The 24,251-nt window shown below is 71.4% G+C and carries 24 protein-coding genes and 1 pseudogene; 14 read left to right on the top strand and 11 right to left on the bottom strand.

What is annotated here, in order from left to right; genetic code table 11:
• Positions 1–4: 4 nt before the first annotated feature.
• Genes MTR79_RS13165 through MTR79_RS13175 form a run of 3 tightly spaced genes read left to right on the top strand, consistent with a single transcriptional unit; the run spans position 5 to position 4,145 of the window.
• The gene (locus MTR79_RS13165) at positions 5–964 is read left to right on the top strand and encodes a sugar ABC transporter permease (RefSeq protein ID WP_086704581.1); all 960 of its coding nucleotides are present in this window, start codon (positions 5–7) and stop codon (positions 962–964) included.
• A complete protein-coding gene (locus MTR79_RS13170; protein ID WP_086704580.1) occupies positions 961–1,779 on the top strand; it encodes a carbohydrate ABC transporter permease in 819 nt (272 codons plus the stop codon). Before MTR79_RS13165 ends, MTR79_RS13170 begins: the two co-directional genes overlap by 4 nt.
• Positions 1,776–4,145: a glycoside hydrolase family 3 N-terminal domain-containing protein gene (locus MTR79_RS13175; protein WP_244790295.1), complete on the top strand. Its 2,370-nt coding sequence runs from the start codon at positions 1,776–1,778 to the stop codon at positions 4,143–4,145. Before MTR79_RS13170 ends, MTR79_RS13175 begins: the two co-directional genes overlap by 4 nt.
• A 214-nt stretch (positions 4,146–4,359) precedes the next feature.
• Here MTR79_RS13175 and MTR79_RS13180 read toward each other — a convergent pair whose 3' ends face one another.
• The 3 genes from MTR79_RS13180 to MTR79_RS13190 form a co-directional block, all read right to left on the bottom strand.
• The gene (locus tag MTR79_RS13180; protein WP_189366027.1) at positions 4,360–4,548 is read right to left on the bottom strand and encodes a DUF397 domain-containing protein; all 189 of its coding nucleotides are present in this window, start codon (positions 4,546–4,548) and stop codon (positions 4,360–4,362) included.
• Positions 4,545–5,402: a helix-turn-helix transcriptional regulator gene (locus tag MTR79_RS13185; RefSeq protein WP_244790297.1), complete on the bottom strand. Its 858-nt coding sequence runs from the start codon at positions 5,400–5,402 to the stop codon at positions 4,545–4,547. The genes MTR79_RS13180 and MTR79_RS13185 overlap by 4 nt, the downstream gene beginning before the upstream one ends.
• A gap of 128 nt (positions 5,403–5,530) precedes the next feature.
• The gene (locus MTR79_RS13190; RefSeq protein WP_244790299.1) at positions 5,531–6,268 is read right to left on the bottom strand and encodes a nitroreductase family protein; all 738 of its coding nucleotides are present in this window, start codon (positions 6,266–6,268) and stop codon (positions 5,531–5,533) included.
• 134 nt (positions 6,269–6,402) lie between these two features.
• Between MTR79_RS13190 and MTR79_RS13195 the strand changes: the two genes are divergently transcribed.
• Positions 6,403–6,639 carry a hypothetical protein gene (locus tag MTR79_RS13195; RefSeq protein ID WP_086701436.1) on the top strand — a complete coding sequence of 79 codons (237 nt, stop codon included), beginning with the start codon at positions 6,403–6,405 and terminating at the stop codon, positions 6,637–6,639.
• A 3-nt stretch (positions 6,640–6,642) separates the two neighbouring features.
• Here the strand turns inward: MTR79_RS13195 and MTR79_RS13200 are convergent, their stop codons facing one another.
• Positions 6,643–7,470, bottom strand: coding sequence for an SDR family NAD(P)-dependent oxidoreductase (locus tag MTR79_RS13200; RefSeq protein ID WP_244790301.1), 828 nt, complete (start codon positions 7,468–7,470; stop codon positions 6,643–6,645).
• A 157-nt stretch (positions 7,471–7,627) separates the two neighbouring features.
• Between MTR79_RS13200 and MTR79_RS13205 the strand changes: the two genes are divergently transcribed.
• From MTR79_RS13205 to MTR79_RS13220, 4 genes are all read left to right on the top strand, one after another.
• Entirely contained in the window at positions 7,628–7,975 is a 348-nt protein-coding gene (locus MTR79_RS13205) for a deoxyxylulose-5-phosphate synthase (protein WP_244790302.1), read from the top strand.
• 55 nt (positions 7,976–8,030) lie between these two features.
• Positions 8,031–8,942, top strand: coding sequence for an oxygenase MpaB family protein (locus MTR79_RS13210; protein WP_244790304.1), 912 nt, complete (start codon positions 8,031–8,033; stop codon positions 8,940–8,942).
• A 167-nt stretch (positions 8,943–9,109) separates the two neighbouring features.
• On the top strand, positions 9,110–10,492 hold the full coding sequence (locus MTR79_RS13215) for a DEAD/DEAH box helicase (RefSeq protein WP_244790306.1): 1,383 nt from the start codon (positions 9,110–9,112) through the stop codon (positions 10,490–10,492).
• A 90-nt stretch (positions 10,493–10,582) separates the two neighbouring features.
• A complete protein-coding gene (locus MTR79_RS13220; protein ID WP_048455099.1) occupies positions 10,583–10,822 on the top strand; it encodes a DUF5302 domain-containing protein in 240 nt (79 codons plus the stop codon).
• Positions 10,823–10,905: 83 nt separating this feature from the next.
• Here the strand turns inward: MTR79_RS13220 and MTR79_RS13225 are convergent, their stop codons facing one another.
• Positions 10,906–11,397, bottom strand: a complete 492-nt coding sequence (locus tag MTR79_RS13225; RefSeq protein ID WP_086701439.1) for a carboxymuconolactone decarboxylase family protein — start codon at positions 11,395–11,397, stop codon at positions 10,906–10,908.
• Positions 11,398–11,570: 173 nt separating this feature from the next.
• Here MTR79_RS13225 and MTR79_RS13230 point away from each other — a divergent pair, with 173 nt between their 5' ends.
• Positions 11,571–12,500 carry an RNA polymerase sigma-70 factor gene (locus tag MTR79_RS13230; protein WP_244790308.1) on the top strand — a complete coding sequence of 310 codons (930 nt, stop codon included), beginning with the start codon at positions 11,571–11,573 and terminating at the stop codon, positions 12,498–12,500.
• A 28-nt stretch (positions 12,501–12,528) separates the two neighbouring features.
• Here MTR79_RS13230 and MTR79_RS13235 read toward each other — a convergent pair whose 3' ends face one another.
• Positions 12,529–13,098: a DUF6328 family protein gene (locus MTR79_RS13235; protein ID WP_122216205.1), complete on the bottom strand. Its 570-nt coding sequence runs from the start codon at positions 13,096–13,098 to the stop codon at positions 12,529–12,531.
• 446 nt (positions 13,099–13,544) lie between these two features.
• On the opposite strand from MTR79_RS13235, the gene MTR79_RS13240 reads away from it, so the two are divergent.
• Both MTR79_RS13240 and MTR79_RS33580 read left to right on the top strand, forming a co-directional pair.
• Positions 13,545–14,606 carry a DUF6215 domain-containing protein gene (locus MTR79_RS13240; RefSeq protein ID WP_244790310.1) on the top strand — a complete coding sequence of 354 codons (1,062 nt, stop codon included), beginning with the start codon at positions 13,545–13,547 and terminating at the stop codon, positions 14,604–14,606.
• A gap of 403 nt (positions 14,607–15,009) precedes the next feature.
• Positions 15,010–15,204: pseudogene (locus MTR79_RS33580) on the top strand (TetR/AcrR family transcriptional regulator); the annotation flags it as partial.
• Positions 15,205–15,289: 85 nt separating this feature from the next.
• On the opposite strand, the gene MTR79_RS13245 reads toward MTR79_RS33580, so the two are convergent.
• A complete protein-coding gene (locus MTR79_RS13245) occupies positions 15,290–16,759 on the bottom strand; it encodes a non-reducing end alpha-L-arabinofuranosidase family hydrolase (protein ID WP_086701444.1) in 1,470 nt (489 codons plus the stop codon).
• Positions 16,760–17,178: 419 nt separating this feature from the next.
• Between MTR79_RS13245 and MTR79_RS13250 the strand changes: the two genes are divergently transcribed.
• Positions 17,179–18,630, top strand: a complete 1,452-nt coding sequence (locus MTR79_RS13250) for an endo-1,4-beta-xylanase (protein WP_122216216.1) — start codon at positions 17,179–17,181, stop codon at positions 18,628–18,630.
• A gap of 84 nt (positions 18,631–18,714) precedes the next feature.
• Here MTR79_RS13250 and MTR79_RS13255 read toward each other — a convergent pair whose 3' ends face one another.
• Both MTR79_RS13255 and MTR79_RS13260 read right to left on the bottom strand, forming a co-directional pair.
• Positions 18,715–20,535, bottom strand: a complete 1,821-nt coding sequence (locus tag MTR79_RS13255; RefSeq protein ID WP_244790312.1) for a glycoside hydrolase family 3 protein — start codon at positions 20,533–20,535, stop codon at positions 18,715–18,717.
• 262 nt (positions 20,536–20,797) lie between these two features.
• Positions 20,798–21,370 (bottom strand): GNAT family N-acetyltransferase, encoded by a 573-nt coding sequence (locus MTR79_RS13260; protein WP_244793149.1) that lies wholly within the window; start codon positions 21,368–21,370, stop codon positions 20,798–20,800.
• A 125-nt stretch (positions 21,371–21,495) separates the two neighbouring features.
• On the opposite strand from MTR79_RS13260, the gene MTR79_RS13265 reads away from it, so the two are divergent.
• Positions 21,496–22,137, top strand: coding sequence for a superoxide dismutase (locus MTR79_RS13265; RefSeq protein WP_086701450.1), 642 nt, complete (start codon positions 21,496–21,498; stop codon positions 22,135–22,137).
• 250 nt (positions 22,138–22,387) lie between these two features.
• Positions 22,388–22,852, top strand: coding sequence for a MarR family transcriptional regulator (locus MTR79_RS13270; RefSeq protein ID WP_086701452.1), 465 nt, complete (start codon positions 22,388–22,390; stop codon positions 22,850–22,852).
• A 48-nt stretch (positions 22,853–22,900) separates the two neighbouring features.
• On the opposite strand, the gene MTR79_RS13275 is transcribed toward MTR79_RS13270, so the two are convergent.
• Together MTR79_RS13275 and MTR79_RS13280 are read right to left on the bottom strand one after the other, a co-directional pair.
• Positions 22,901–23,239, bottom strand: coding sequence for a GNAT family N-acetyltransferase (locus MTR79_RS13275; protein WP_086701453.1), 339 nt, complete (start codon positions 23,237–23,239; stop codon positions 22,901–22,903).
• 22 nt (positions 23,240–23,261) lie between these two features.
• Entirely contained in the window at positions 23,262–24,251 is a 990-nt protein-coding gene (locus MTR79_RS13280) for a pirin family protein (RefSeq protein ID WP_244790314.1), read from the bottom strand.

The raw sequence follows: 24,251 nt of genomic DNA on the forward strand, positions 1-24,251 counted from the left end.
GCTCATGACCACAAAGATCACGAGCGCCCCGCCCGCCGCCGGGCTCCGCAAGGAGTCCCGGCGGCGGCCGGCCGCCTCCCCCTCCATATCCACGGTGGGCCGCCCGGGCTTCGCCTGGGCGCTGCCCGCCGCCCTGTTCTTCACGCTCTTCGCCATCGTCCCGCTCGTGATGGTCGCGGTGCTGTCCTTCATGAGCTGGAACGGGCTCGGCTCGCCCCAGTGGGTCGGCACCGACAACTGGTCGCGCCTTCTGGACGACCCGGTGATGCTGAAGAGCGTCTGGCTCACCCTGCTGCTCACCGCGCTCGGCGTGGTACTCCAGACCCCGCTGAGCATCCTGCTCGGCGTCTGGGCGGCCGGCCATCAGCGCAACCGCGCGGTGCTGTCCGTCATCTACTTCATCCCGCTGCTGCTGTCCGCCACCGCCGTCTCGGTGCTGTGGCGCGCGCTGCTCGATCCGAACTTCGGCATCCCCGCCGACGCCGCCTGGCTGTTCGGCGACGGCAACCTGTTCGGCGAACAGGCCACCGCCATCGGCGTGCTGGCGTTCGTCAGCACCTGGCAGTTCACCCCGTTCCACACGCTGATCTACCAGGGCGCCGCCCGCTCCATCCCGCAGGTCCTGTACCAGGCCGCGGAGATCGACGGCGCGGGCCGCTACCGGCAGTTCTTCCACATCACGCTGCCGCAGCTCCGCAACTCCATGATCACGTCGATGATCCTGATGATCGTCGGTGGCCTCACCACCTTCGAGACCGTCCTCATCCTCACCCAGGGCGGCCCCGGCACCGACACGACCATCAGCGCCTACTACATGTACGACAAGGCCTTCAAGGGCTTCGACTTCGGCGCCGGCTCCGCCATCGCCCTCGCCCTGGTCGTCGCCGCCACCATCATCTCCCTGGTCGTGGTGAAGGTCTCCGGCTACGACAAGATGCGCAGCTCCATGGAAGGTGTGTCATGAGGCGCCGCCCCAACTACCTGGCCGGCGCCGGCTCGGTGGTCTGGCTGTTCCTGGTCGGCCTGCCGCTGTACGTGATGCTCGCGGCGACCCTGCGCACCCGCCAGGACTACGCCCAGAACGGCCCGGTGTCCTTCCCGGACACCTTCACCCTGGACAACTTCACCGGCGCCTTCGACTCGGGCTTCGGCCAGTACTTCCTCAACACGCTCGTCGTGACCGCCTGCGTGATCGGCATCGTGCTGCTGCTGGTCCCGCCGCTCGCCTACGCCATCGTGCGCAGCCGGGGCAGGACCACGTCGGCGATCTTCCGGCTGTTCCTGCTCGGCCTGGCGATCCCCGCGCAGGCCGTCATCGTGCCGATGTTCTACCTGATCAGCGAAGCCGGCCTGTACGACAACCTGCTCGGCGTCATCCTGCCCACGGCCGCGTTCTGCCTGCCGATGTCGGCGCTCATCCTCAGCGGCGCCATGCGCGACATCTCCCCGGAGCTGTACGAGGCGATGGCCATGGACGGCGCCACCCCGCGCCGGATGTTCTTCCAGCTCGTGCTGCCGCTGTCCCGGGGCGGACTGTCCACCATCGTGGTCTTCTCCGCGCTCCAGGCATGGAACGGCTTCCTGTTCCCGCTCGTGCTGACCCAGTCCGACGCCACCAAGGTCGTCACGCTGGGCCTGTACGACTTCCAGACCGAACACGGCATCGACATCCCCGGGCTGCTGGGAGCCGTGGTGCTGTCCATGGTGCCCATCCTGCTCGTCTACCTGTTCGCCCGTCGCGCCCTGGTCCAGGGTCTGATGGGTGTCGGAGGAAAGTGACCGCGAACGTGGCCGTAGAGACCACCCCCGAAATCCCCCTCTGGAACGATCCCTCCCACCCCGTCTCCGCCCGGGTCGACGCGCTGATCGGCGCCATGACCCTCCAGGAGAAGATCGCCCAGCTGTACGGCGTGTGGGTCGGCGCCTCCGCCGACGGCGGCGAGGTCGCCCCGCACCAGCACGACATGGAGGAGGCCGTCGACCTCGACACGCTCCTTCCGTCCGGCCTGGGCCAGCTCACCCGCCCCTTCGGCACCGCCCCCGTCGACCCGGCGCTCGGCGCGCTCTCCCTGTTGCGCACCCAGACCGGCATCACCTCGGCGAACCGCTTCGGCATCCCCGCCGTCGCGCACGAGGAGTGCCTGGCCGGCTTCGCCGCCTGGGGCGCCACCGCCTACCCCGTCCCGCTGTCCTGGGGCGCCACCTTCGACCCGGACGTGATCCGCCGGATGGCCGCCGCCATCGGCCGTGACATGCGTGCCGTCGGCGTCCACCAGGGCCTCGCCCCCGTCCTGGACGTCGTCCGCGACGCCCGCTGGGGCCGCGTCGAGGAGACGATCGGCGAGGACCCGTACCTCGTCGGCACCATCGGCACCGCCTACGTCCAGGGCCTGGAGTCCGCCGGGATCGTCGCCACCCTCAAGCACTTCGTCGGCTACTCGGCCTCGCGCGCGGGACGCAATCTCGCCCCCTCCTCCGTGGGGCCGCGCGAGCGCGCCGACGTGCTGCTGCCGCCGTTCGAGATGGCGATCCGCGAGGGTGGCGCGCGTTCCGTCATGCACGCCTACACCGACATCGACGGAGTTCCCTCCGCTGCCGACGAGAGCCTGCTCACCGGGCTGCTCCGCGACACGTGGGGCTTCGACGGCACGGTCGTCGCCGACTACTTCGGCATCGCGTTCCTCAAGACGCTGCACGGGGTCGCGGGCGACTTCGCCGACGCGGCCGGCGCCGCGCTCACGGCGGGCGTCGACATCGAACTGCCCACGGTCAAGACGTTCGGCGCCCCGCTCGTGGAGGCCGTCACCGAGGGCCGGGTGCCGGAGTCCTTGATCGACCGCGCCCTGCGCCGCGTCCTGACCCAGAAGGCGGAGCTGGGCCTGCTCGACCCCGACTGGAGCCCGGTGCCGCCCGCGTTCGACGGCGCCGACCTGGACGACCCCGAGGCCCTGCGCGGCAAGATCGACCTCGACGGTCCCGAGAACCGCGAACTGGCCCGGGAGATCGCCGACAAGGCGGTCGTCCTGCTCAGCAACGACGGCACCCTGCCGCTGGACCGCCCCCGCCGGATCGCCCTCGTCGGCCCCAACGCCACCGAACCGTCCGCCGTTTTGGGCTGTTACTCGTTCCCGCAGCACGTGGGCGTGAAGTACCCGGACATCCCCGTCGGCATCGAACTGCCCGACCTGCGCGAGAGCCTGACCGCCGAGTTCCCGGACGCCGAGATCACCGTCGTCCGCGGCACCGGCGTCGACGACGGGGACCTCTCCGGCATCGCGGAGGCCGTGGACGCGGCGCGTGACGCCGACATCGTCGTCGTGGCGCTCGGTGACCGCGCCGGCCTGTTCGGCCGCGGCACCAGCGGTGAGGGCTGCGACGCGGAGTCGCTGTCGCTGCCGGGCGCCCAGCAGCAGCTGCTGGACGCGCTGCTGGACTCCGGCACCCCGGTGGTGACGGTCCTGCTCGCGGGCCGCCCCTACGCGCTCGGCCGCGCGGTGCAGGACTCGGCGGCGATCGTGCAGTCGTTCTTCCCGGGCGTCGCGGGCACCCGCGCCATCGCCGGGGTGCTCAGCGGACGTACGAACCCCTCCGGCCGCCTCCCGGTCAGCGTCCCGCGCACCCCCGGCTCCCAGCCGACCACGTACCTGGGTGCCCCGCTCGCCCAGGCCAGCGAGGTGTCCAACATCGACCCGACGCCGGCCTTCGGCTTCGGACACGGGCTGACGTACACGACGTTCGCGTGGAGCGACCTGACCGTGGACGCCGAAGAGGCGCCGACGGACGGGGAGTTCACCGCCTCCCTCACCGTGCGCAACACGGGGGAGCGGGCCGGCACGGAGGTCGTCCAGCTCTACCTGCACGACCCGGTCGCCTCCGTGGTCCAGCCGGTCCAGCGCCTGGTCGGCTACGCCCGCCTGGACCTGGAGCCGGGCGAGGAGCGCAGGGTGCGCGTCACGGTCCCGGCGGACGTGGCGTCCTTCACCGGCCGCGACGGTCACCGGATCGTCGAACCGGGCTCCCTGGAACTCCGCCTGGCGGCGTCCAGCACGGAGACCCGCCTGACGGCGGAGGTCACCCTGACGGGCCCGGTACGGCAGGTGGACCACACGCGGCGGTTCCGTGCGGAGTTCGCGGTGGAGGCCTGACGCCGCCACCCCCTTGCGGCGACCACACCGGCCCGGACCGCACGAGCGGTCCGGGCCGGTGCACCATGGGCGCGCCCGGCATCACAACCTCTCCCCACGCCGCACGAGTCGACGTGAACGGGCTCGCGGTGAGCCGGAACCCGTCAGCGGAACGCGTCGGCGTTCTCCTGGTCGACGGTGATCCCGGACGCCAGGACCGCAAGCATGCTCGAGGTCAAACCGCGGACACGAGCGTCACGAACGCCGCCCACTGCGCGCGGTCGGTCCGCAGTACGGGGGCGCCGTCGTCCACGGCCTTGGAGTCCCGTACGTACACGGAGTTCTCACGGGCGGCGACCTCGACGCAGTCGCCGCCGCTCGTCCCGCTGTAGCTGCTCTTGACCCACTCAAGGTCGCTGCTCATAGCTCCCCTACCATGCGCTCGATGAGGCACGAGGACTCCTCGGTGTTGAGGGCCTGCGTTCGCAGCGTTCCATACCGAAGCCAGAACTCGCTCACCTCATGTCGGTCGGACCTCACACTCACGATGTCCTGGGCCTCAACATAGACGTGCTGTTTACGGTCGGTCGACTCCAACAACACCATCGGGCCGTTGAGTCCGCTGTGGGCACCTCGAGCCGTGGGCATGATCTGCAACTCGACGTTGCGCATGGCCGAGCACTCCAGCAGGCGCGCCAACTGTTGCCGCATCACAGCCGTGTTGCCGATCACGCGCCTGATCGCGGACTCCTCCACGATGAACACGAAAACCAGTGGGGGATTCCTGCGGGTCAGCAGCGACTGCCGGGCCATACGGGCCGCCACCCGTTGCTCGACCGTCTCCGCGTCCAGAGGAGGGAAGTGTGCTTCAAGAAGCGCCTGCGCATACGCCTCCGTCTGCAACAACCCCGGCACCAGCATCGGGTCGTACGAGAAGCGGCTCACCGCCTCCGCCTCCAGGAGGGCGAAGTCCTGGAAGAACAGCGGGAGTCTGGCCCGGTCCACGTCCGGCTGGAGCACGCGCAGCGCCCCGCCCGCGTCCAGGACGCGTTCCGCCGCCTCCGTGAAGACCGCCTTCGCCGGGCGGCGGCCCTGTTCGACGGAGGCGACCTGTTCCATCGAGTAACCGATGGCGTCCGCGAGGGCCTGCTGGGTGAGCTCCGCGCGCTCACGGAAGAGGCGGACCAGCTTGCCGTACGCGCTCCACGCCGCCGGACGCTCCTGGTCGGGCCCGCGCCGGCCGGCCGTTCCGCACTCCCGCTGGGTCGTCCTGCCCATCGAGCCCCCTGCTCCGTCGCACAGTGATCCGTCGTGGAGCACAACGACCGAGACGCCCTTGCGGCCACGGCGGGAAGCCGTACGGCGGCCGTACAGCTGCGTACGCCCGCCGTACCGCGGCGTACGTCCTACCACCGGTCCCGGTGGACGACCTCCGAGACCGGCCGGCGCCGGACCGGCCCGAAGTTGCCCTGCGGCCACCCCACCGGAATCACCGCGAACGTGTTCATGCCCTCGGGGATGCCGAGCACCGCCTTCCACTCCGTCTCGAGGAAGAGGTGCCAGATGGTGATGTTGGCCGCCAGGCCCAGCCCGCGCGCGGCGAGCAGCAGGTTCTGTACGCCGGGGTAGACGCAGGACCCCTCCGCGAGGGCGGAGAACCGCTCCTGGATGCGTCCCATCCGCTCCGTCGCCTCCGCGCCCAGCGCCTCGGCGTAGATCCGCAGACCCTCCTCCTCGATCCGCGGCGGGGGGAACTGGTAGCACGGGATGATCAGCGCCGGGGTGTCGGCGAAGTGGTCGCGCTGGTACTCGATCGCGGCGACCATGCGCCCGTACGCCGCCTCGTCCATGCCCTCGGGGGCGTACTTGCCGGTCGTCGCCAGGTACGCGTCCACGCACCGCTTCCACAGCGGCGCCAGCTCGGCCATGACCGTCCGGTCGGTGACGACGACGTACTCGTAGCGCTGCATGTTGCCGCCGCTGGGGCCCCACACGGCCGCCTGTATCAGCTGGTCGAGCAGCTCGTCCGGCACCGGGTCGGGGCGCAGGCGGCGCATCGCCCGCATCGTGGACATGGTCGCGAAGAGGGACGGCTCGGCGGCGTCGTCGGCCACGGCCCCGGCGAGAGGGGTTCCAGTTGTCATGATCGGGAGTGTAGGGACTGTGAACTTCCCGTAAGGCGGCTCTACTTGAATGTGGGACCGTCGGTCCCGCATTTTCCGCGCATGACGTCGCGCCCGGCGCGGTACTCGGTCCGCACTGCGGAAGGGAGCGGATCATGGCGATCTGTGAAGTGTGCGGGAACGACTACGCCCTCTCCTTCGAGGTGCGCACGGTCGACGATTCCGTCCATACGTTCGACAGCATCGAGTGTGCCGCCCACAAGATGGCGCCCATCTGCGACAACTGCGGCTGCAAGGTGCTCGGCCACGGTCTTCAGGCCGGCGGCCAGTTCTTCTGCTGCGCCCACTGCGCCCGCGCCCAGGGGCACGCCGAGCTGGCGGACAGCGCCTGACCGTCACTCTCCGTGAGCGTAGCGGGGTGCCATGCGGCTGCCCGACCCCGCGCGCAGGGTCAGCTCCGCCTCCGCCAGCCGGGCCACGGCCTCCGCGTCCGTCAGGCCGGGCACGCACACCACCTCACCTGCCTCCAGGCCGGCCAGGGACGCGGACACCACGTCCGCCGCGGGCATCCCGCCCTCGTCATGGACGCGCCGTTCCCCGGCCACCGGGGTGTCCCCGGCACCCAGGTGGAACTCCGTCGCCGTGAGCCCGGGGCACACGACCTGCACCCGTACCGGCGTTCCGGCCAGCTCGGCGGCCAGGGTGCGGGTGAACGTCACCGCGTACCCCTTGGTCCCGGCGTAGACGGCCCGCCGGGGGAGCGGGTCCGGCGGCAGGTCGCCGGCGAAGGCCAGCAGCGACGCCACGTTGACCACCGCGCCCCGCCCGCGCGCCAGCATGCCGGGCACGGCGGCCCGGGTGAGCGCCGTGAGCGCCACGACGTTCACGTTCACCACCCGGGTGAGGAGATCCGGGTCCACCTCGGCGAACGGGCCGTAACCGTTGATGCCCGCGTTGTTGACCACGAGGTCCATGTCGTCCCCGGACGCCCGCTCCACGACACGGGACAGGTCCTCAGGACTCCCCAGATCCGCCACCAGCGTCTCGACGCCCGCCGCGCCCTCCTTGAGCGCCTCCTTCGCGAGGACGTCCAGCCGCTCGGCCCGCCGGGCGACCAGCACCAGCCCCCAGCCGCGCGCCGCCAGCCGGGTCGCGTACTCCCACCCGATACCGGACGAGGCCCCCGTGACGACGGCCGTGCCGGGTGCGTCGTGCGAGGTCATGTGCGTGATCCCTCCGTCGCCGGGTGCTGCCGGGCCGGACCGCCGTCCGACCCGCGCCGGGTGTCCCGGCGGGGCGCGGACGAAACGCGGTGGCAGCCGTCCGGCGGGCGTCACAAAGGCGTGGAGCGGCGCCGCGCCTCCCTCTACCCTGACCCCCATGCCTCCCGCCAAGACCTCCTTCGTCTGCCTGCCGTGCCGGGCCTCCTACAAGCAGCCGCACCCGACGCCTGCGAGGACCGCCGGGAGCGACCAGCGGGTGTGCCCGCGCTGCGCCGGCACGCTGATCCACGTCGGCTCCGCCTTCGCCCCGCCGCCGCGCAGGGACACCGAGGGCTGGAGGGTGCTCTCCCTGCTGCTGCACGCAGGCATCCACTTCCACAAGAGCTGCTGCGCCGGACCCGGATACCGTCCGCGCACGCTCCGTGAGGTGCGCGAGCGGATGACGTACGCCCGGCGTACCGGCGAGCCGATCGACAGGGCGCTGGTGCGTCCCGAGCTGCCCTGACGGCCCGGCCGGACGCGCCCGTACCGCTGCGGGAGGGGCGTGGGAGGCTGGAGGTATGGACACGGGACGGGCGGCGCACTCCGCCGGCGAGGCGATACCGGGACCGGTGCCGGACGGTGACCGCCCGCTCCCCGCCGAGCGCACCGATCCCGTGCCGTTCACCCCCGACACCCTCCTCTGGGACATGGTCGGCGACATCCGCGTCCTGCTGTACCTCCCCGCCGCCCTCGTCCTCCAGGTCGCGCACCCGGCCGTCGGCGCCGGGGTCGACGAGCACTCCGTGTTCCGCACCGACCCCTGGGGCCGCGCCCGCCGCTCGCTGGACTCGTTGCAGCTGTGGGTCTACGGCGGTGACCGCGCCGTCGAGGAGGGGCGCAGGCTGCGCCGGCTGCACCGGGACATCAAGGGCACCGACACCCGGGGCCGCCCGTACCACGCGCTGACCCCCGCCCCCTACGCCTGGGTGCACGCCACCGGCTTCCCCGTCTTCCTGCGGGCCGCCGAGTACCTGTTCCGTCCGTTCGACGAGGCGGGGGAACGGCGGCTGCACGCGGAGGCGCGCCGGCTCGGGCGCATCCTCGGCATCCGCGAGCGCGACATGCCGGGCTCCGTCGAGGAGTTCTGGACCTACTTCGACACGGTCGTCCGCGACGAGCTCGAACGGACCGTCGTCGTCGAGGAGTTGCTCGACCCACGCCGGTCCGTACCGCCGCCGGACGGGGCGGGGGCAGTGCTGCGGCTGCTCTGGCCCGTGCTGCGCCCCGCCCTGCTGCGGCTCCAAGTCTTCGTCACCAAGGGGCTGTTGCCGCCCGTCGCCCGTGAACGGCTGGACGTTCCCTGGACGCCGAGTGACGAGCGGCGGCTGCGGCTGCTCGGCCGTGTCGTACGCACAGTGGTACCGCGCCTGCCGGGCCGGCTCCGCTATCTGCCCGTCGCCCACGCCGCACGCCGCGCCGCCCGCGCCTGACCCTCCGGTCGACCGAACCGTCGCGGTCAGGCGCCTCAGTCCGGAACCGTCCATACTCGGACGGTCCGAGCCGGTCCGGCTACGCCGCTCAGGGTGAGTCCGGTGGGTGGTACGGTGACCCTTTTGCCGGGCCTTCCTCGGCACGTCCCCTGCGGAAGGCTCCCCCGATGACCCACCCCCAAGCCGTGACGCCCGCTCCCGCGCCGGACGGCTCCTTCGCCGCCCTGGGGCTTCCGGAGGCCGTGCTGCGCACCCTGGACCGGCTCGGAGTGCGTGAGCCCTTCCCCATCCAGGCCGCCACGCTGCCCGACGCCCTCCGCGGACGCCACGTCCTGGGGCGCGGACGCACCGGCTCCGGCAAGACGCTCGCCTTCGGCCTCCCCCTGCTGACCCGCACGGCGGGGCGCCGGGCCGAACCCAGGCAGCCCCTCGCGCTGGTCCTGGTGCCCACCCGCGAGCTGGCCCAGCAGGTCACCCAGGCCCTGGAGCCGTACGCCGAGGCGCTGCGGCTGCGGACGGCGACCGTGGTCGGCGGTCTGTCGGTCAGCCGCCAGATCGCCGCGCTGCGCCAGGGGGCCGAGGTGGTCGTCGCGACCCCCGGGCGTCTGCACGACCTCGTCGAGCGCAACGCCTGCACGCTGGGACGGGTGCGGATCACGGTCCTGGACGAGGCCGACCAGATGTGCGACCTCGGCTTCCTGCCGCAGGTGTCCGGACTGCTCGCCCAGGTGCGCCCCGAAGGTCAGCGCATGCTGTTCTCGGCCACCCTGGACGGCGACGTCGGCCAACTGGTCCGCGACCACCTCCACGATCCCGTCGTCCACTCCGTCGACCCGGCCGGCGCCGCGGTCGCCGGCATGGAGCACCACCTCCTGGTCGTCCACGGTCCCGACCGCTACGCCGTCACCACGGAGATCGCCGCCCGTGACGGCCGCGTCCTGCTGTTCCTCGAGACGAGGCACGCCGTCGACCGGCTCACCCGGCACCTGCGGGCGAGCGGGGTGCGCGCGGGGGCCCTGCACAGCGGCAAGTCCCAGCCGCAGCGCACCAGGACGCTGGCCCAGTTCAAGGAGGGCGGCATCACCGTCCTCGTCGCGACCGACGTCGCCGCCCGCGGCCTGCACGTGGACGACCTCGACCTCGTCGTCAACGTCGATCCGCCCGCCGACGCCAAGGACTACGTGCACCGGGCGGGCCGCACCGCCCGTGCCGGCGCCTCCGGCCGCGTGGTCACGCTCGTCGCGTCGGGCGGGCGCCGTGAGACGCTCCGCATGCTGGCCGAGGCCGGCATCCGGGCCGCCGTCACCCCCGTGCGCTCCGGCGAGGCGGAACTGACCCGCATCACCGGAGCCAAGGCCCCTTCCGGCGTCCCCCTCGACGGCGGGCCCGCCGTGCCGCGCCCCAAGAACGTCAACGAGCCCTTCCGCGGCCTCGGCACCAGCAAGGGAGCCCCGCGCGGCGGCGGCTCCGGCGGCAGGACCCGCAAGGCCGGCGAGGCACGCAAGCTCGCCGAGGCGCGCAGGGCCGCCCAGGTGCGCCGCGGCGGCTGAGCGGCACCGCGCTGCGATATTCGCTGCCCGTACGGGGCCTGACGTGACAAGCTGAGCACGCCCGTCCGTCCCCGAACCCAGGAGGTCACCATGACCGCAGAACCCCCCGCCACGGAAGGTTCGGAGCCGGCCGACGCCGCGACGCCCCCGGTCACGCCGGAGGCCGACGGCACCTACGACCTCAAGCGCAAGTTCCGCGAGGCGCTGGAACGCAAGCGCGGTGCGCAGGCGGAGGCGGCCGAGGCCGCCGGAAACCCGAACGCGTCCAAGGTGCGCGCCACGCACGGACCGGCGACGCACCAGCGGTCCTTCCGCCGCAAGAGCGGCTGAGCCGGTCCGTCCCGTCCGTCCCGTCCGGCCCGTGACGCCCGCGCGTCACGGGCCGGACGGCTCTCACCTGACACCTCCTCACCTCACCCCTCCGCGACCACCGCCGCGAACATCCCCGCCTCGTACGCGCCGCCCTTCTGGTGGGTGATGACCGCCAGCCGGTTGGCCGCGTTGATCATCCCGACCAGGCAGACCAGGGCGGCCGTCTGGTCGTCGTCGTAGTGCTTGCGCACCAGCGCCCAGGTCTCGTCGGACACGCCCTCGTGGGCGTCGGCGAGACGGGTGCCCTCCTCGGCGAGCGCGAGGGCGGCCCGCTCGGCCTCGGTGAACACCGTGGTCTCGCGCCAGACGGCGACCAGGTGCAGCCGTACCTCGCTCTCCCCGGCCGCGGCGGCCTCCTTGACGTGCATGTCGACGCAGTGGCCGCAGCCGTTGATCTGGCTGGCGCGCAACGACACCAGCTCCTGCACGGACTTCGGCAGCGGCGAGTCGTGGAGCACCAGCGCCGCGCCGGCGAACCGCTTGGCGAAACGGGAGGCGACGTCGTTCTCGAACAGGTTGAAACGGGCTTCCATGGTGTGGTCCTCACGCGTGGTCGGGTTCGGGACACCCACCAGATGCCGGGCGGCCGTACCGTGTGACGGGCGGCGGGAGTGAGGTGGACCACACGCCGTGGCTGTCACAGAACCGGCCCGGCCTGCGTCCTGTGCGTATGACTGTGATCGGGAGCCGGGACCAGGGAGCGGACGTGACCAGCGGCAACGGCAGCGGCGGGGACCACTGCGGGCGCGGTGGAGGGGCCGGGCCCGCCACCGAGGACTTCCTCACCCACCGGAACCTGCTGTTCACCGTCGCGTACGAGATGCTCGGCTCGGCCGCCGACGCCGAGGACGTTCTCCAGGAGACCTGGCTGCGGTGGGCCGGCGTCGATCTCGCCGAGGTGCGGGACCGGCGCGCGTACCTGGTGCGCATCACCACCCGGCTGGCCCTGACCCGGCTGCGCACGCTGGGCCGCCGCAAGGAGTCCTACGTCGGCTCCTGGCTGCCCGAGCCGCTGCTCACCTCGCCCGACGTCGCCGAGGACGTCGAACTGGCCGACAGCGTCTCGATGGCGATGATGCTGGTGATGGAGACCCTCGCGCCCACCGAGCGCGCGGTGTTCGTGCTGCGCGAGGTGTTCGACGTCGGCTACGACGAGATCGCCGAGGCCGTCGGCAAGTCACCGTCGGCGGTGCGGCAGATCGCGCACCGGGCACGCGCCCACGTGGCGGCCAGGCGCCCCCGAGGGGACGGCTCGCCGCAACGCACCCGTGACGCCCTGGACGCGTTCCGGCGGGCCGTGGAAACAGGCGATCTGCAAGGGCTGCTCGACGTCCTCGCGCCGGACGTCGTGCTGCTCGGCGACGGCGGCGGGATCAAACAGGCGGTGCTGCGGCCCGTCGTCGGCGCGGACAAGGTGGCCCGGCTGCTGCAGGGCGGGCTGCGGAAGGCCACCGCCGAGGTGACGCTGCGACCGGCCCTCGTCAACGGCGGTCCCGCGCTGGTCCTGCACCTCGACGGCGTGCTCGACGGCGTGCTCGCGGTCCGCGTCGACGACGGCCTCGTCACCGGCCTGTACGCCGTGCGCAACCCCGAGAAGCTGTCGCACATGGACCGGGAGACGGTGCTGCGCCGGTGAGCACGGCCGCCTTCAGGCACTGCGGCCGTCAGGCCTGCTCGCGCTCCGCCCTGCGGGCGGCCTTGCGGCGCAGCAGCAGCGGCAGCACGTACCAGCACAGCGCGAACCACAGCATGACCCCGCCCACCAGCACCTCGGCGAGCACGCCCGGCACCACGAACCGCAGGATCAGCAGCAGCGTGCAGCCGATGGTGAGCGCGAGCAGCACCATCCCGCACACCATCAGGCGTCCGGCCGCCGCCACCACCTCGTCCTTCATCCGCTGCCCGGACAGGAAGCGGTGGATGGACACGGGTGCGATCAGCGCCCCGGTGGCGGAGGCGCCGAACACCACGGTCATCACGTAGATGACCTTGTCCGGTGTCTCCAGCTCACGGAACAGCGGGGTGAACGCCACGCTCAGCAGGAAGCCGAAGAGGATCTGGACACCGGTCTGCGTGACACGTGTCTCCTGAAGCACCTCGTTCCAGCGGCGGTTGACCCGCTCACGCGCCGGCTCGGGCGGCTCCGCGTCGGGCCGTCCGACGTGGTCGTCGTGGCGCGCGCAGCAGGCGCTCTCCTTCTCCGCCGACTCGGCCGGCTGCTCCGTCATCGTCATGGTGTCCTCCCAAGCTCCAGGCGAACCGTTTGCCCCGATCAGCGCCGGTCATGCCGGATGCAGGGCGAACAAGGGCCAACACACGGGCCGCTGCCCGGAACCCGTCACACGGCGACCGACGCGTGGTCGGCCACCGGCGACACCTCCGTCAGCGCGCGGGGCAACTCCCGGGCTTGCGGCTTCAGTGGTCCATGTAGAGCCCGGGTCGTACGCGGGGCCGCTCGGGCACGCAACTGACAGCCAGGGGACGGGACCAGGGCGCGCCGAACGACAGGATCCCCCAGCGGCACCGCACGACGAGCCGTCGCCATGCGGGCCCGAGAGGGCTTCGCCGAGCGGAGCTGACAACTTGAGTGCCCTTCACCGATTCATCACAATCGGGTACCGGCCCGGAATTATGGCTTCCATCACAGCCGCCGTGATCTTGATCCTGATGAGATCACCGGATGCTCGGTTTCCTCGTCCGTCTCCTTCCCTTCTGGATCCGCGAACCGCTGATCATCCTCGTCGGGACGGTGTTCGGCGTACGCATCCTCTTCATGGCCCTCGTCGACGGCGAGGGGTGGGTGCCGGCCGTGATCGGCGCGGTGTTCCTGCTGGGGGCGGCGCTTCGCGTGCGCGTGGTCGTCCACGCCCTGCGCGCCCGCCGGCGCCGGCCGCCTGCGACGGAAGCCGAGTTGGTGCCCGTCACCCCGGCGCCCGTGACCTCGGCGCCCGTGACCCCGGTGCCCGTCACCTCGGCGCCCGTGACCCCGGCGCCCGTCGCCCCCGCGGTGCGGCGCCCCGTCGAGAGGAAGCCCAACGCCTTCGCCCAGGCCTCCTTCGCCATCGGCCTCTTCGCGGTGATCGGGGGCGCCCTGTGGATCGAGGGCAAGCTCCCGGAGGACGGCACGGCCGCCACCGGGGCCTCCCGTCCCGCCGCGTGCCGGCTCGACGAGGACGAGGAGCTGCCCAGCGCCTACCGGAGCACGCCCGGGGCCGTCACCGGTGCGGACCTGTGCCGCGCGCTCAACAGGACCGAGCTGCCCGAGCTCCTCGGCACCCCTGCCGAGAGGTCGGTCTACGCCTCCGGCACCGACAGCACCGCCCCGCTGACCGACCGGAAGGTCGCCCAGCCCGAGGCCAGGGTCGAGTTCGAGACGTACACCGTGGAGCTCTCGGCCACGTACAACAAGCTGACGGTCGCCCAGTACGCCAAGCTGACGACGTACGGGGACGGCAGGGACGCCAGGAAGCTCACCGTCCTGGGGCGGCCCGCGCTGCTCACCTCGGACCACATGATGAAGATCCAGTTCGACCTGGGGAGCGGCGAGGGAGCGAGTGGCCCGGTGGGGCAGGGGCCGCTCGCCCGGACGCTGACCGTGGCGTTCGACGGGAAGGACCGGGGCGGCTCCTACGACCTCACCGTGTGGAGCGAGTCAGGGCTCCTCCCGCACGACAGCGCCCTCGTCGACATCGCGGAGGCCGTCCTGCCCAGGATCACGCGGGGGGCGCGGGACCAGGACTGAGGTTCAGGTCTTCCTGGCCACCCCCCGCGACGGAGACGTCGGGCGCCTCCGTGGCGTCTTCGCCAGGATCCGGATGCCCGGAGACAGTGGCGACGACCTCCGGCTCCACCGGATCGGGTCCGGCGAGCCACGAGGCGATTTCCTCCGGCGGCGCAGGGGTGGGTCTGGGCCGACTGCTGGTGGTAGGCCTCGATCGCCCGGTTCAGTGCCTCGTTGGTGTCCGTGCCGTCGCCCGGCGGGCAGGTAGCTGCCCGGCGGCAGCGCGGACAGCAGGGCGCTCACCCGCTCGGCCGGGCGGTCGCTCCCGACATCAGCCCCGTCATCCCGAGCATGGTCAGGGCCACCGGCCTGCTGAGGTCCAGCGTCCTGCCCGCTTCGGCGAGATCCGTCCGGGGCGCGGGCGTCGGCGTCGACGGAACTCGGCGCCCCGGAGCCCGAGCTCACGGCGGACCTCATCGCCGGGATGCTGCACACGGCCCTCGCGGCCGTCGAGTCCGGCGCCCCGCTGGAGACCGTCACCCGGCGCTCACTGGCCCTGGTGCGGCGCTGCCTCGTCGCTCGGAACGGCACGGAGGAGACCCCGGAAGGCGGCCGCTGAGCACAGCGGTGCGGCGGTCCGGGTCTCCCGCCCGGACCGCCGCACCGGCTCCCCCTCGGAACAGGTCTCCTTGCCTACGGCCCGGTCAGCGCCGCAGCGTCAGCAGACCCGGGCGGTAGGGCAGCAGGCCGTAGTCACCTCCGGAGTTGGGGCTGCGGCCCTGGTACAGCAGCTGCAGGTTGCAGGGGTCGACGGTCATCGTCTGGTCGGCGCTGGTGCGCAGCAGCTCGCCGTGGCTGATGTCGTTCGTCCAGGTGGCGCCGCTGTTGGCCTTGCCGGCGAAGGGGTTGCTCTCGGTCGCGGCCTGGGGCGTCCACGTGCCGTCGAGGCTGGTCGCGGTGAACGAGCGGAAGTACCGGCCCTGCGAGCCGATCGCCTCGACGATCATCAGGTAGCGGTTCTGGTCCTTCAGCTTGTAGACCTGCGGCGCCTCGAACAGGTTGTTCGTCGTGTCGCTCATGATGACGGTCGAGTTCGAGCCGAAGCTGCCCGGGAAGTTCCCGATCGGCATGCTCGCCCGGTAGATCTTGCCGTTGTCACCGGCGAAGAACAGGTACATGTTCCTGTCGTCGCCGATGAGCGCCTGGTCGATCGGGCCCGTTCCGGAGCCGGAGATGCTCCCGGAGAACAGCACCTGCTCGGACGACCAGCCGTTGGGGTTCGTCGGGTCCGTGGACGTGCGGTACGAGAAGGCGGTCCCGCCCCACTGGTAGGCCAGCACCCAGATGTTCTTCGGCGCGAAGTAGAAGAGGCTGGGCGCGACCGTCGAGCTGTTCATCGCGTTCTGGGAGGCCGAGCCCATCTCCGACCAGGCGCCGAACAGGCCGAAGTTCATCGACCCCCACCGCGTCCCGGTGTCGTGCGTGGTCGCGTAGACCAGCTGCTTGCCGTTGTAGGGGGCGACGGTGAAGTCCTTCAGCGACACCCACCCCGAGCGGGGCTGCGCCAGCGCGCCCGTCGACGACCAGCTGTAGCTCGACGGCAGCTGGCACGCGCCGGGATTGTCGGAACCGCCGGTCTTCACCAGCTGCCACTGCTGGTTCGTGCCGCCCCAGTCGTCGTACTGGACGACGTTGGCGTTGTCGGCGGTGGACGCGCCCTGCACCTCGAGCGCCTTGCCGCTGTGCCGGTTGATGAGACGGACGTGGCCGTCGGAGCTGTCGGCCAGCCGCCACTGCTGGTTGGCGGCGTTCAGATCGGTCCACTGCACGATCGAACCGCCGTTGGCGGTCGACCAGTTGTGGACGTCGAGCACCTTGCCGGAGTGGCGGGACTTGATGCGGTAGTAGCCGTTGCCGGAGTCGACGAACTGCCACTGCTGCTGCGCCTGGTCGTTCCTCGCCCACTGGGTGATCCGGGCGCCGTCGTTCGTGGCCAGGTTGTAGACGTCCAGCGCCTTGCCGCTGTTGCGGTTGACCAGCACGTACGAGGCGTTCGTGTCCACGGTCGCGGCCTCGGCCGGCTGGGCGCCGACGAACGCGGCCAGCAGCAACAGGGGGGCGAGCACGGCGAGCAGGCGTCTCGGACGTACCGGGGACGCGTGGCGGAGCCACATGATGAACCTCCTGGAGGTGGGGGTGAGGTGTCGCCGGACAGGGGGGAGCGGCAGCCGTACCGGGATCGAACGCGTCGAATGTTTCGGGTCGGCCCCGGCCACGTGTCGCCACAAGCTAGGGAGCCAGGGGCGGCCGGTCAAGGCCTGTGACCGGCCAGAGTGGCGATCCGAAACATTCGTAAGGGAGCCAGAAACTGTTTCTGCCGCAGGGCTTGACGGGTCGTCATCAACCCTCCACCATCTGTTTGGCAAACCGACCGCCGTTCGATCAATCGAACAAGCTCGCCCCGCGGATCCCGTGAGTCCCGCGTACCCGGCGAGTTCTCGGAAGTCGCGCACGTCACGTGCGTGACGACGCCGCACCAGAGCCGCGGTGCGGTGCACGGTGAGTCCCTCTCCCCTGCCTTGGAGGCACAGTCATGGGCTTTCACGCCCTCCCCAGATCCGCCGGCCGGCGGAAGTTCCGCGTCCTGCTGCCGGCGCTGCTCGTCGGCGCCCTCGGCTTCGCCGGCGCGGTGGCCGCACCGCCGCCCCAGGCCCAGGCCGCCGAGAGCACCCTCGGCGCCGCGGCGGCACAGAGCGGCCGCTACTTCGGTGTCGCCATCGCCGCGAACCGCCTCAGCGACTCGACGTACGCGTCGATCGCGAACCGCGAGTTCAACTCGGTGACCGCCGAGAACGAGATGAAGATCGACGCGACCGAGCCGCAGCGTGGGCAGTTCAACTTCCAGAACGCCGACCGCATCTACAACTGGGCCGTGCAGAACGGCAAGGAGGTGCGCGGTCACACCCTGGCCTGGCACTCCCAGCAGCCCGGCTGGATGCAGAGCCTCAGCGGCAGCGCCCTGCGCCAGGCGATGATCGACCACATCAACGGCGTGATGGCCCACTACAAGGGCAAGATCGCGCAGTGGGACGTGGTGAACGAGGCGTTCGCCGACGGCAGTTCGGGCGCCCGGCGCGACTCCAACCTGGAGCGCTCCGGCAGCGACTGGATCGAGGTGGCCTTCCGCACCGCGCGCGCCGCCGACCCGTCCGCCAAGCTCTGCTACAACGACTACAACGTCGAGAACTGGACCTGGGCGAAGACCCAGGCCATGTACCGCATGGTGAAGGACTTCAAGCAGCGCGGCGTGCCGATCGACTGCGTCGGCTTCCAGTCGCACTTCAACAGCGGCAGCCCGTACAACAGCAACTTCCGCACCACCCTGCAGGAGTTCGCCGCGCTCGGCGTCGACGTGGCCATCACCGAGCTCGACATCCAGGGCGCCTCGCCGACCACCTACGCCGCCGTGGTCAACGACTGCCTGGCCGTCTCCCGCTGCCTCGGCGTGACCGTCTGGGGCGTGCGTGACATGGACTCGTGGCGCTCGGAGCACACCCCGCTGCTGTTCAACAACGACGGCAGCAAGAAGCAGGCGTACAACGCCGTGCTGAACGCCCTCAACGCCGGTGACGGCGGCGGTGGCGACCCGGACCCGGAGCCGGGTGACGGCACCGCGATCAGGGGCGTCGGCTCGGGCCGCTGCCTGGACGTGCCGAACGCCGGCACCTCCGACGGCACGCAGGTCCAGCTGTACGACTGCAACGGCCGCACCAACCAGCAGTGGGAGCTCACCTCCTCCGGTGAACTGCGGGTCTACGGCAACAAGTGCCTGGACGCGGCCGGCACCGGCAACGGCGCCAAGGTCCAGATCTACAGCTGCTGGGGTGGCGACAACCAGAAGTGGCGCCTGAACTCCGACGGCACCATCGTCGGCGTCCAGTCCGGCCGCTGCCTCGACGCGGTCGGCGCGGGCACGGCCAACGGGACGCAGATCCAGCTGTACAGCTGCGGGGGCGGAAGCAACCAGCGCTGGTCCCGCGTGTGATCCACCCGTCATGATGACCGTGAGGGTCACCGCCTCGTACGGCGGTGACCCTCACGCCTGTCCTTCCGCTCGCTGCCGGAGCGGTCAGCGGCGGTACGACAGACCGTGTCCTGCCGGGAACAGCGCCCGCGCCGGGTCGTCGGCGCGCTGCACCGGGACCGGCAGCGTGCCGCGCGGGTCGACCCGGCCGGCGATCACCCGCGCGGCGGCGCGCAGTTCGACCTCGGTCCAGCAGTAGGAGGCGAGGGATGCCCGGACGCCGTCGAGGTGGGCGACGTCGTACGGGTTGCGCACGGCGAGATGGACGACGGGGACGCCGGTCACGAGCAGCCGGGACACGAGGGTGCGCTGGGTGCTCGCCGGACCGACGTTGTCGGTGGTGACGACCACCGCGTCCCGCCCCCGTGCGGCGGCCACCGCCGCGTCGATCGCGGCGGCGTCGGGCGTACGGCCGGTGACGAGGTGGGTGGTGTCGAAACCCAGCGTCTCGAATGCAGCGGCCAGTTCGGGCACCGTGCTCCGGGCGCCGTCCGTGGGGAAGGCCGGACTGGCGCCGACCACCAGCAGCTTCCGCTGTCCGCGCCGCAGGGGGAGCGTCCCCTCCTCGTTGACCAGGAGCGTGGTGGTGCGCTCGGCGATCCGGTCGGCGGCAAGGAGGTGCTTGCGGGCGCCGACGACCCGGTCGACCTCCCGCGGCGAGGTGAAGGGGCTGCCGTCGAGCAGACCCACCTTGTCCTTGAGGCGGAGGATCCGCAGGACGGACTCGTCGAGCCGCGCCTCGGTGATCTCCCCGTCGCGGACGGCGGAGAGGACGCCGTGGTAGGCGACGTCGATGTCCGGCGGGAACAGCAGCTGGTCGGCCCCGGCCTTCAGCGCGAGGACGGGCACACGGTCGTCGCCGTACTTGGTGCGCACGCCGGCCATGTTGAGGGCGTCGGTGACGATCACCCCGTCGAAGCCCAACTCGCCGCGCAGCACGCCCTGGAGGATCGTGGGCGACAGGGTGGCCGGGTCGTTGCTGGGGTCGAGTGCGGGGACCTGGAGATGCGCGGTCATGATCGAGTCGACGCCGGCGGCGATGGCGGCCCGGAAGGGCGGGGCGTCGATACGGTCCCACTCCTCGCGGGTGTGGGTGATCACGGGCAGTTCGGTGTGACTGTCCTGTCCGGTGTCCCCGTGTCCCGGGAAGTGCTTGGCGCAGGCGACGACGCCGGCCCGCTGGTAGCCGGTCACCTGGGCCGCCACCATGCGGCCCACCTCGCGGGGGTCGGCGCCGAAGGAGCGGATGTTGATGATGGGGTTGGCCGGATTGACGTTGACGTCGGCGACCGGGGCGAAGTTCTGGTGGATGCCGAGGGCGGCGAGTTCCGTCCCGGAGATGCGCCCCGCGGTGCGGGCGTCGGACAGCGAGCCGCCCGCCCCGAGCGCCATCGCTCCCGGCAGCTGGGTGGCGCCGCTGCCGACGCGGACGTTGGCCCCGTGCTCCTGGTCGACGGAGATGAGGGAAGGGACGGGGGTGGGCAGTGCGAGCGAGGCCCGCTGCACACCGTTCGTCAGCTCGGCGACCTGACGGGGGTCGTGGATGTTGTTGGTCCAACCCGAGAAGAGGATGACCCCGCCGAGGTGGTACTTGGCGACGAGCTCGGCGACGGTACGGACGCCGAGCTCCCTCAGGTTGCGCTCCTGGTCGGCCTCGCTGGGGGAGGCCGCCGACGCGCCGTAGAAGTAGGGCACGAAGAGCTGGCCGACCTTCGCCTCGAGGCTCATCCTCGCGACGATCTTCTTCAGGCGCTTGTCGCGCCCGTGCGCGGCGGCGGGGACGGCCGTCGCGAGGCCGGTCACCCCTGCGGCGACCACGATCGCGGAGGCGAGAACGGACCGCCTGGACAGACTCCGGTCCTGCATGCGGGCATGCTCCTTCCGGCCTTGTGGGGCACGGGAGTCGAGTGGATCGCGAAGGGCTCCGAACAGCGGGCAACGTAGCCCGCGGGGGAGGGGCGGGACAAGAGGTCTAGACAAAATGGGGCCGGCCGAAGAGAGGTGACGCTCTGGCCGGTTGTCGCCTCCGTGGATCACTGCCTCGTCGGCCAGACTTGTTGCCTCACGTCACCCGTGCCGCGCGCCGAACGGTTCGTCCCGGGATGAGGTCGTTGACCCGGACGGAGGCTCACAGGGGAAGCGGGACCAGTGACCGGGCCGGGTGGTGCGGGCCGAGGAAGACGACGATGCCTCTGCCGCCGGGGGAGGGGTGGGTGGCCTGAGCCCACCCGTGGCGGCGGTAGAAGGCCATGGCCCGTCCGTTCCGGACCGAGGTGAGCAGCCATGCCCGCCCCTCGGGCGCGTCCGCGGTCACCGCTTCGAGGAGACGGCCCGCGAGACCGGTGCCGTGGGCGGTGGGCCGGACGGCGAGCTCGTCGACCTCGCGGCCGCCGCAGAGCCAGTCGGCGGTGCGGTCGTCGCCGAGGCCGGCGGCTGCCTGGGGATGGCAGCGGTCGGTGGGGAAGGGCGCCGGTGTGGTCCACGCGGTGGCGAAACCGACGACCTCCCCGTCACGCACGGCGGTGGCGGCGGTGAACCCGGCACGCCGCACGTCCGCGGAGAGCCGGGAGACGAACCCGGCTGCCCGCGCCTCGTCCTCGCACCAGGGCGGGGCGCAGAAGGCGTCGGCGTACACAGAACGCAGTGACTCGGCGTGCGTGAGTATCCCGTCGTCCCGGTGCACGCGGATGTCGGTGGTCACCGGGCGGCCACCGCCGTGTCCAGGTCCCATGGGAAGCCTCCTGCCAATGCTATGTTGTTGCAACTAGTGTGCAATAAGCTCGCGCAGCCGCACAGTGCTCGCAATGACGTCGGAGGATCTTGGACATGGCGGTGTACACGCTCCCGGAGCTGCCCTACGACTACTCGGCGCTCGCCCCGGTCATCAGTCCGGAGATCATCGAGCTTCACCACGACAAGCACCACGCCGCGTACGTCAAGGGCGCCAACGACACGCTGGAGCAGCTGGCGGAGGCACGGGACAAGGAGCAGTGGGGCTCGATCAACGGCCTGGAGAAGAACCTGGCCTTCCATCTCTCCGGCCACATCCTGCACTCCATCTACTGGCACAACATGACCGGTGACGGCGGTGGCGAGCCCCTGGCCGCCGACGGTGTCGGTGGCCTCGCGGACGCGATCGCCGAGTCCTTCGGCTCCTTCGCAGGCTTCAAGGCGCAGCTCACCAAGGCCGCGGCGACCACCCAGGGGTCGGGCTGGGGCGTCCTCGCGTACGAGCCGCTGAGCGGCCGGCTGATCGTCGAGCAGGTCTACGACCACCAGGGCAACGTCGGCCAGGGCTCCACCCCGATCCTGGTCTTCGACGCCTGGGAGCACGCCTTCTACCTCCAGTACAAGAACCAGAAGGTCGACTTCATCGAGGCCATGTGGGCCGTCGTCAACTGGCAGGACGTGGCGAAGCGCTACGAGGCCGCCAAGTCCCGCACCGACGTGCTGCTGCTGAAGCCCTGACCGCGGGGGCCGTATGACGTCCTGCTCGTGATCGTCTTCTCACCCTTCACGTGCGGGCGGTATCAGGAAGGGCCTCCGGCCGGCGCATCCCGCCCGGAGGCCCTTCCGGCGTGCACGGGTCCGCCTCGCGCGTGTACCCGTGCTGGATCGCCTCCTCGCACGCGGAGACATGCGCAAGGGGAAGGGCACGGTACTCACCAGTGGATCGGCCGAATGGAGGAGGTGCCGATGATCTCGCTACCCTTCCCCCATGGACGCAACACCGCCGTGGCTGACCCAGGAGCAGCAGGCGGCCTGGGACGGTTTCATCCGGATGCAGGAGAAGCTCATCGGGCGTCTTGCCCGCAAGGTCCAGGCCGACTCCCGTATGTCCGCCGCCGATTACATCGTGCTGGCCAAGCTCACCGAGGCCGGCGGTCGGATGCGTTTCATGGACCTGACCAAGCTGGTCGAGTGGGAGAAAAGCCGTATGTCCCACCAGGTGGGGCGGATGGTGAAGCGCGGGCTGGTGGCGAAGGAGGAATGTCCGGACGACGGGCGCGGAGCCTTCGTCGTCGCCACCCCGGCCGGCTACCAGGCGATCGAGGACGCCGCGCCCTTGCACGTCGAGCACGTCCGTCGACTGTTCATCGACGCTCTCACCGAGGACGAGCTCGCCACGATCGCCCGGATCTCGGCCCGTGTCCTCGAGCACCTGGAGCAGCAGCCCGACTGAAACGCCGGCTCGCTCCGGCCCGTTCCGTCCCGGCGGCCGGACGGGCACTCAGCCGAGCTGGGCCCTCAGCCACCGCAGGACGTCCGGGGTGACCCGGTCGGTGATGTCCGCGAACTCGTCGTGACGCTTGAGGAACTTGGCGACGTAGGGGCAGACGGGGACGATCCGCATTCCGGATGCGCGCACGTCGTCGAGTGCCTGCTGGACCAACTGGGAGGCCAGCCCCTGGCCGGCGAAAGCCTCGTCGGTCTCCGTGTGGAAGAAGACGCGCTGCCCGTTCAGATCCCGGTACGCGGTCAGACCCGCGCGACGGCCGTCGACGAGGATCTCGTACCGGTGATCGGCGTCCTTGCGCTCGACGGTCGTGGTGGAGGAGGAATCGCTCATGGTGTGCCTTTCGTCAGGGAACTCATCGGGTCGGTGGGTTCCGGCGCGGTGTGATGACGGCATTGGGCAGGGCGGGTGCGGGTAGCCGGTCGACGGGGGAGCCCTTGACGACCCCGAAACGATCGGAGGAGGCTTCCCAGTCCTCGCGGGCTCTCACGATGTCCTCGTGACTGCGGCCGATGAAGTTCCACCACATGACGATCTCCTCCTCGAAGGGAGGCCCTCCGAGGAGGATGGCCCGCGCCGGGGCGGCGGTCTCGTTCAACATGGTCACCGTGTCCGCGCCGGGAGGGAGGTAGCCGAGTTCGGCGGACCGCAGCAGAGTGCCGGCCAGGCCGATCTCCCCGCTGTCCACGAGAAGGCCGTGCTCGAAAGCCGCGTCCACGGACAGAGTGAGCGTCGCGCGGGGTTCGACGACGATCTCGGCGCCGAGCAGCGGCGTGAAGGTCCTGACCGGGGAGACCTGGCCGGCGAGCGAGCCCAGGAAGACTCTGATGCCGGCACCGTCGAGCTGGGTGAGTTCGGGCGCGTGGTGCTGGAAGTCGCGCGAGGCGTTGCGGTGTTCCTCCGGCAGCGCGACCCACAGTTGCACGCCGTGGATGACGGTCGTGTCCGGGGTGGAGACCTCGGAGTGGGCGATGCCGTGTCCGCCGGTCATCAGATTCACTTCGCCGGGCCGGATATGGGCGTGGGTGCCCAGGGTGTCGCGGTGCTCGAACGTGCCGCTGAACAGCCAGCTCACGGTCTGCAGACCGGTGTGCGGATGCGGAGGCAGGTCCATGGCGCCCTGTGTGGCGACCTCGTGCGGGCCGAAGTGGTCGGCGAAGCACCAGGCGCCGATCAGTGTGCGCGCACGCTGGGGCAGTGTCCTCCGCACGTGCATCGCCCGTGGACCGCCGAGGGGGACCTCTCGCGCCGACAGGACGTCGACCCAGAGGGACCCGGCGGGCCGGCCCCCGTCGACGGAAGCGCCGCAGCGCAGAGCGGCGGCGTCGGTCTCCGTGTTGCTCAC

This window comes from Streptomyces sp. BJ20 (assembly GCF_022869105.1).
Lineage (GTDB): Bacteria > Actinomycetota > Actinomycetes > Streptomycetales > Streptomycetaceae > Streptomyces > Streptomyces griseoincarnatus.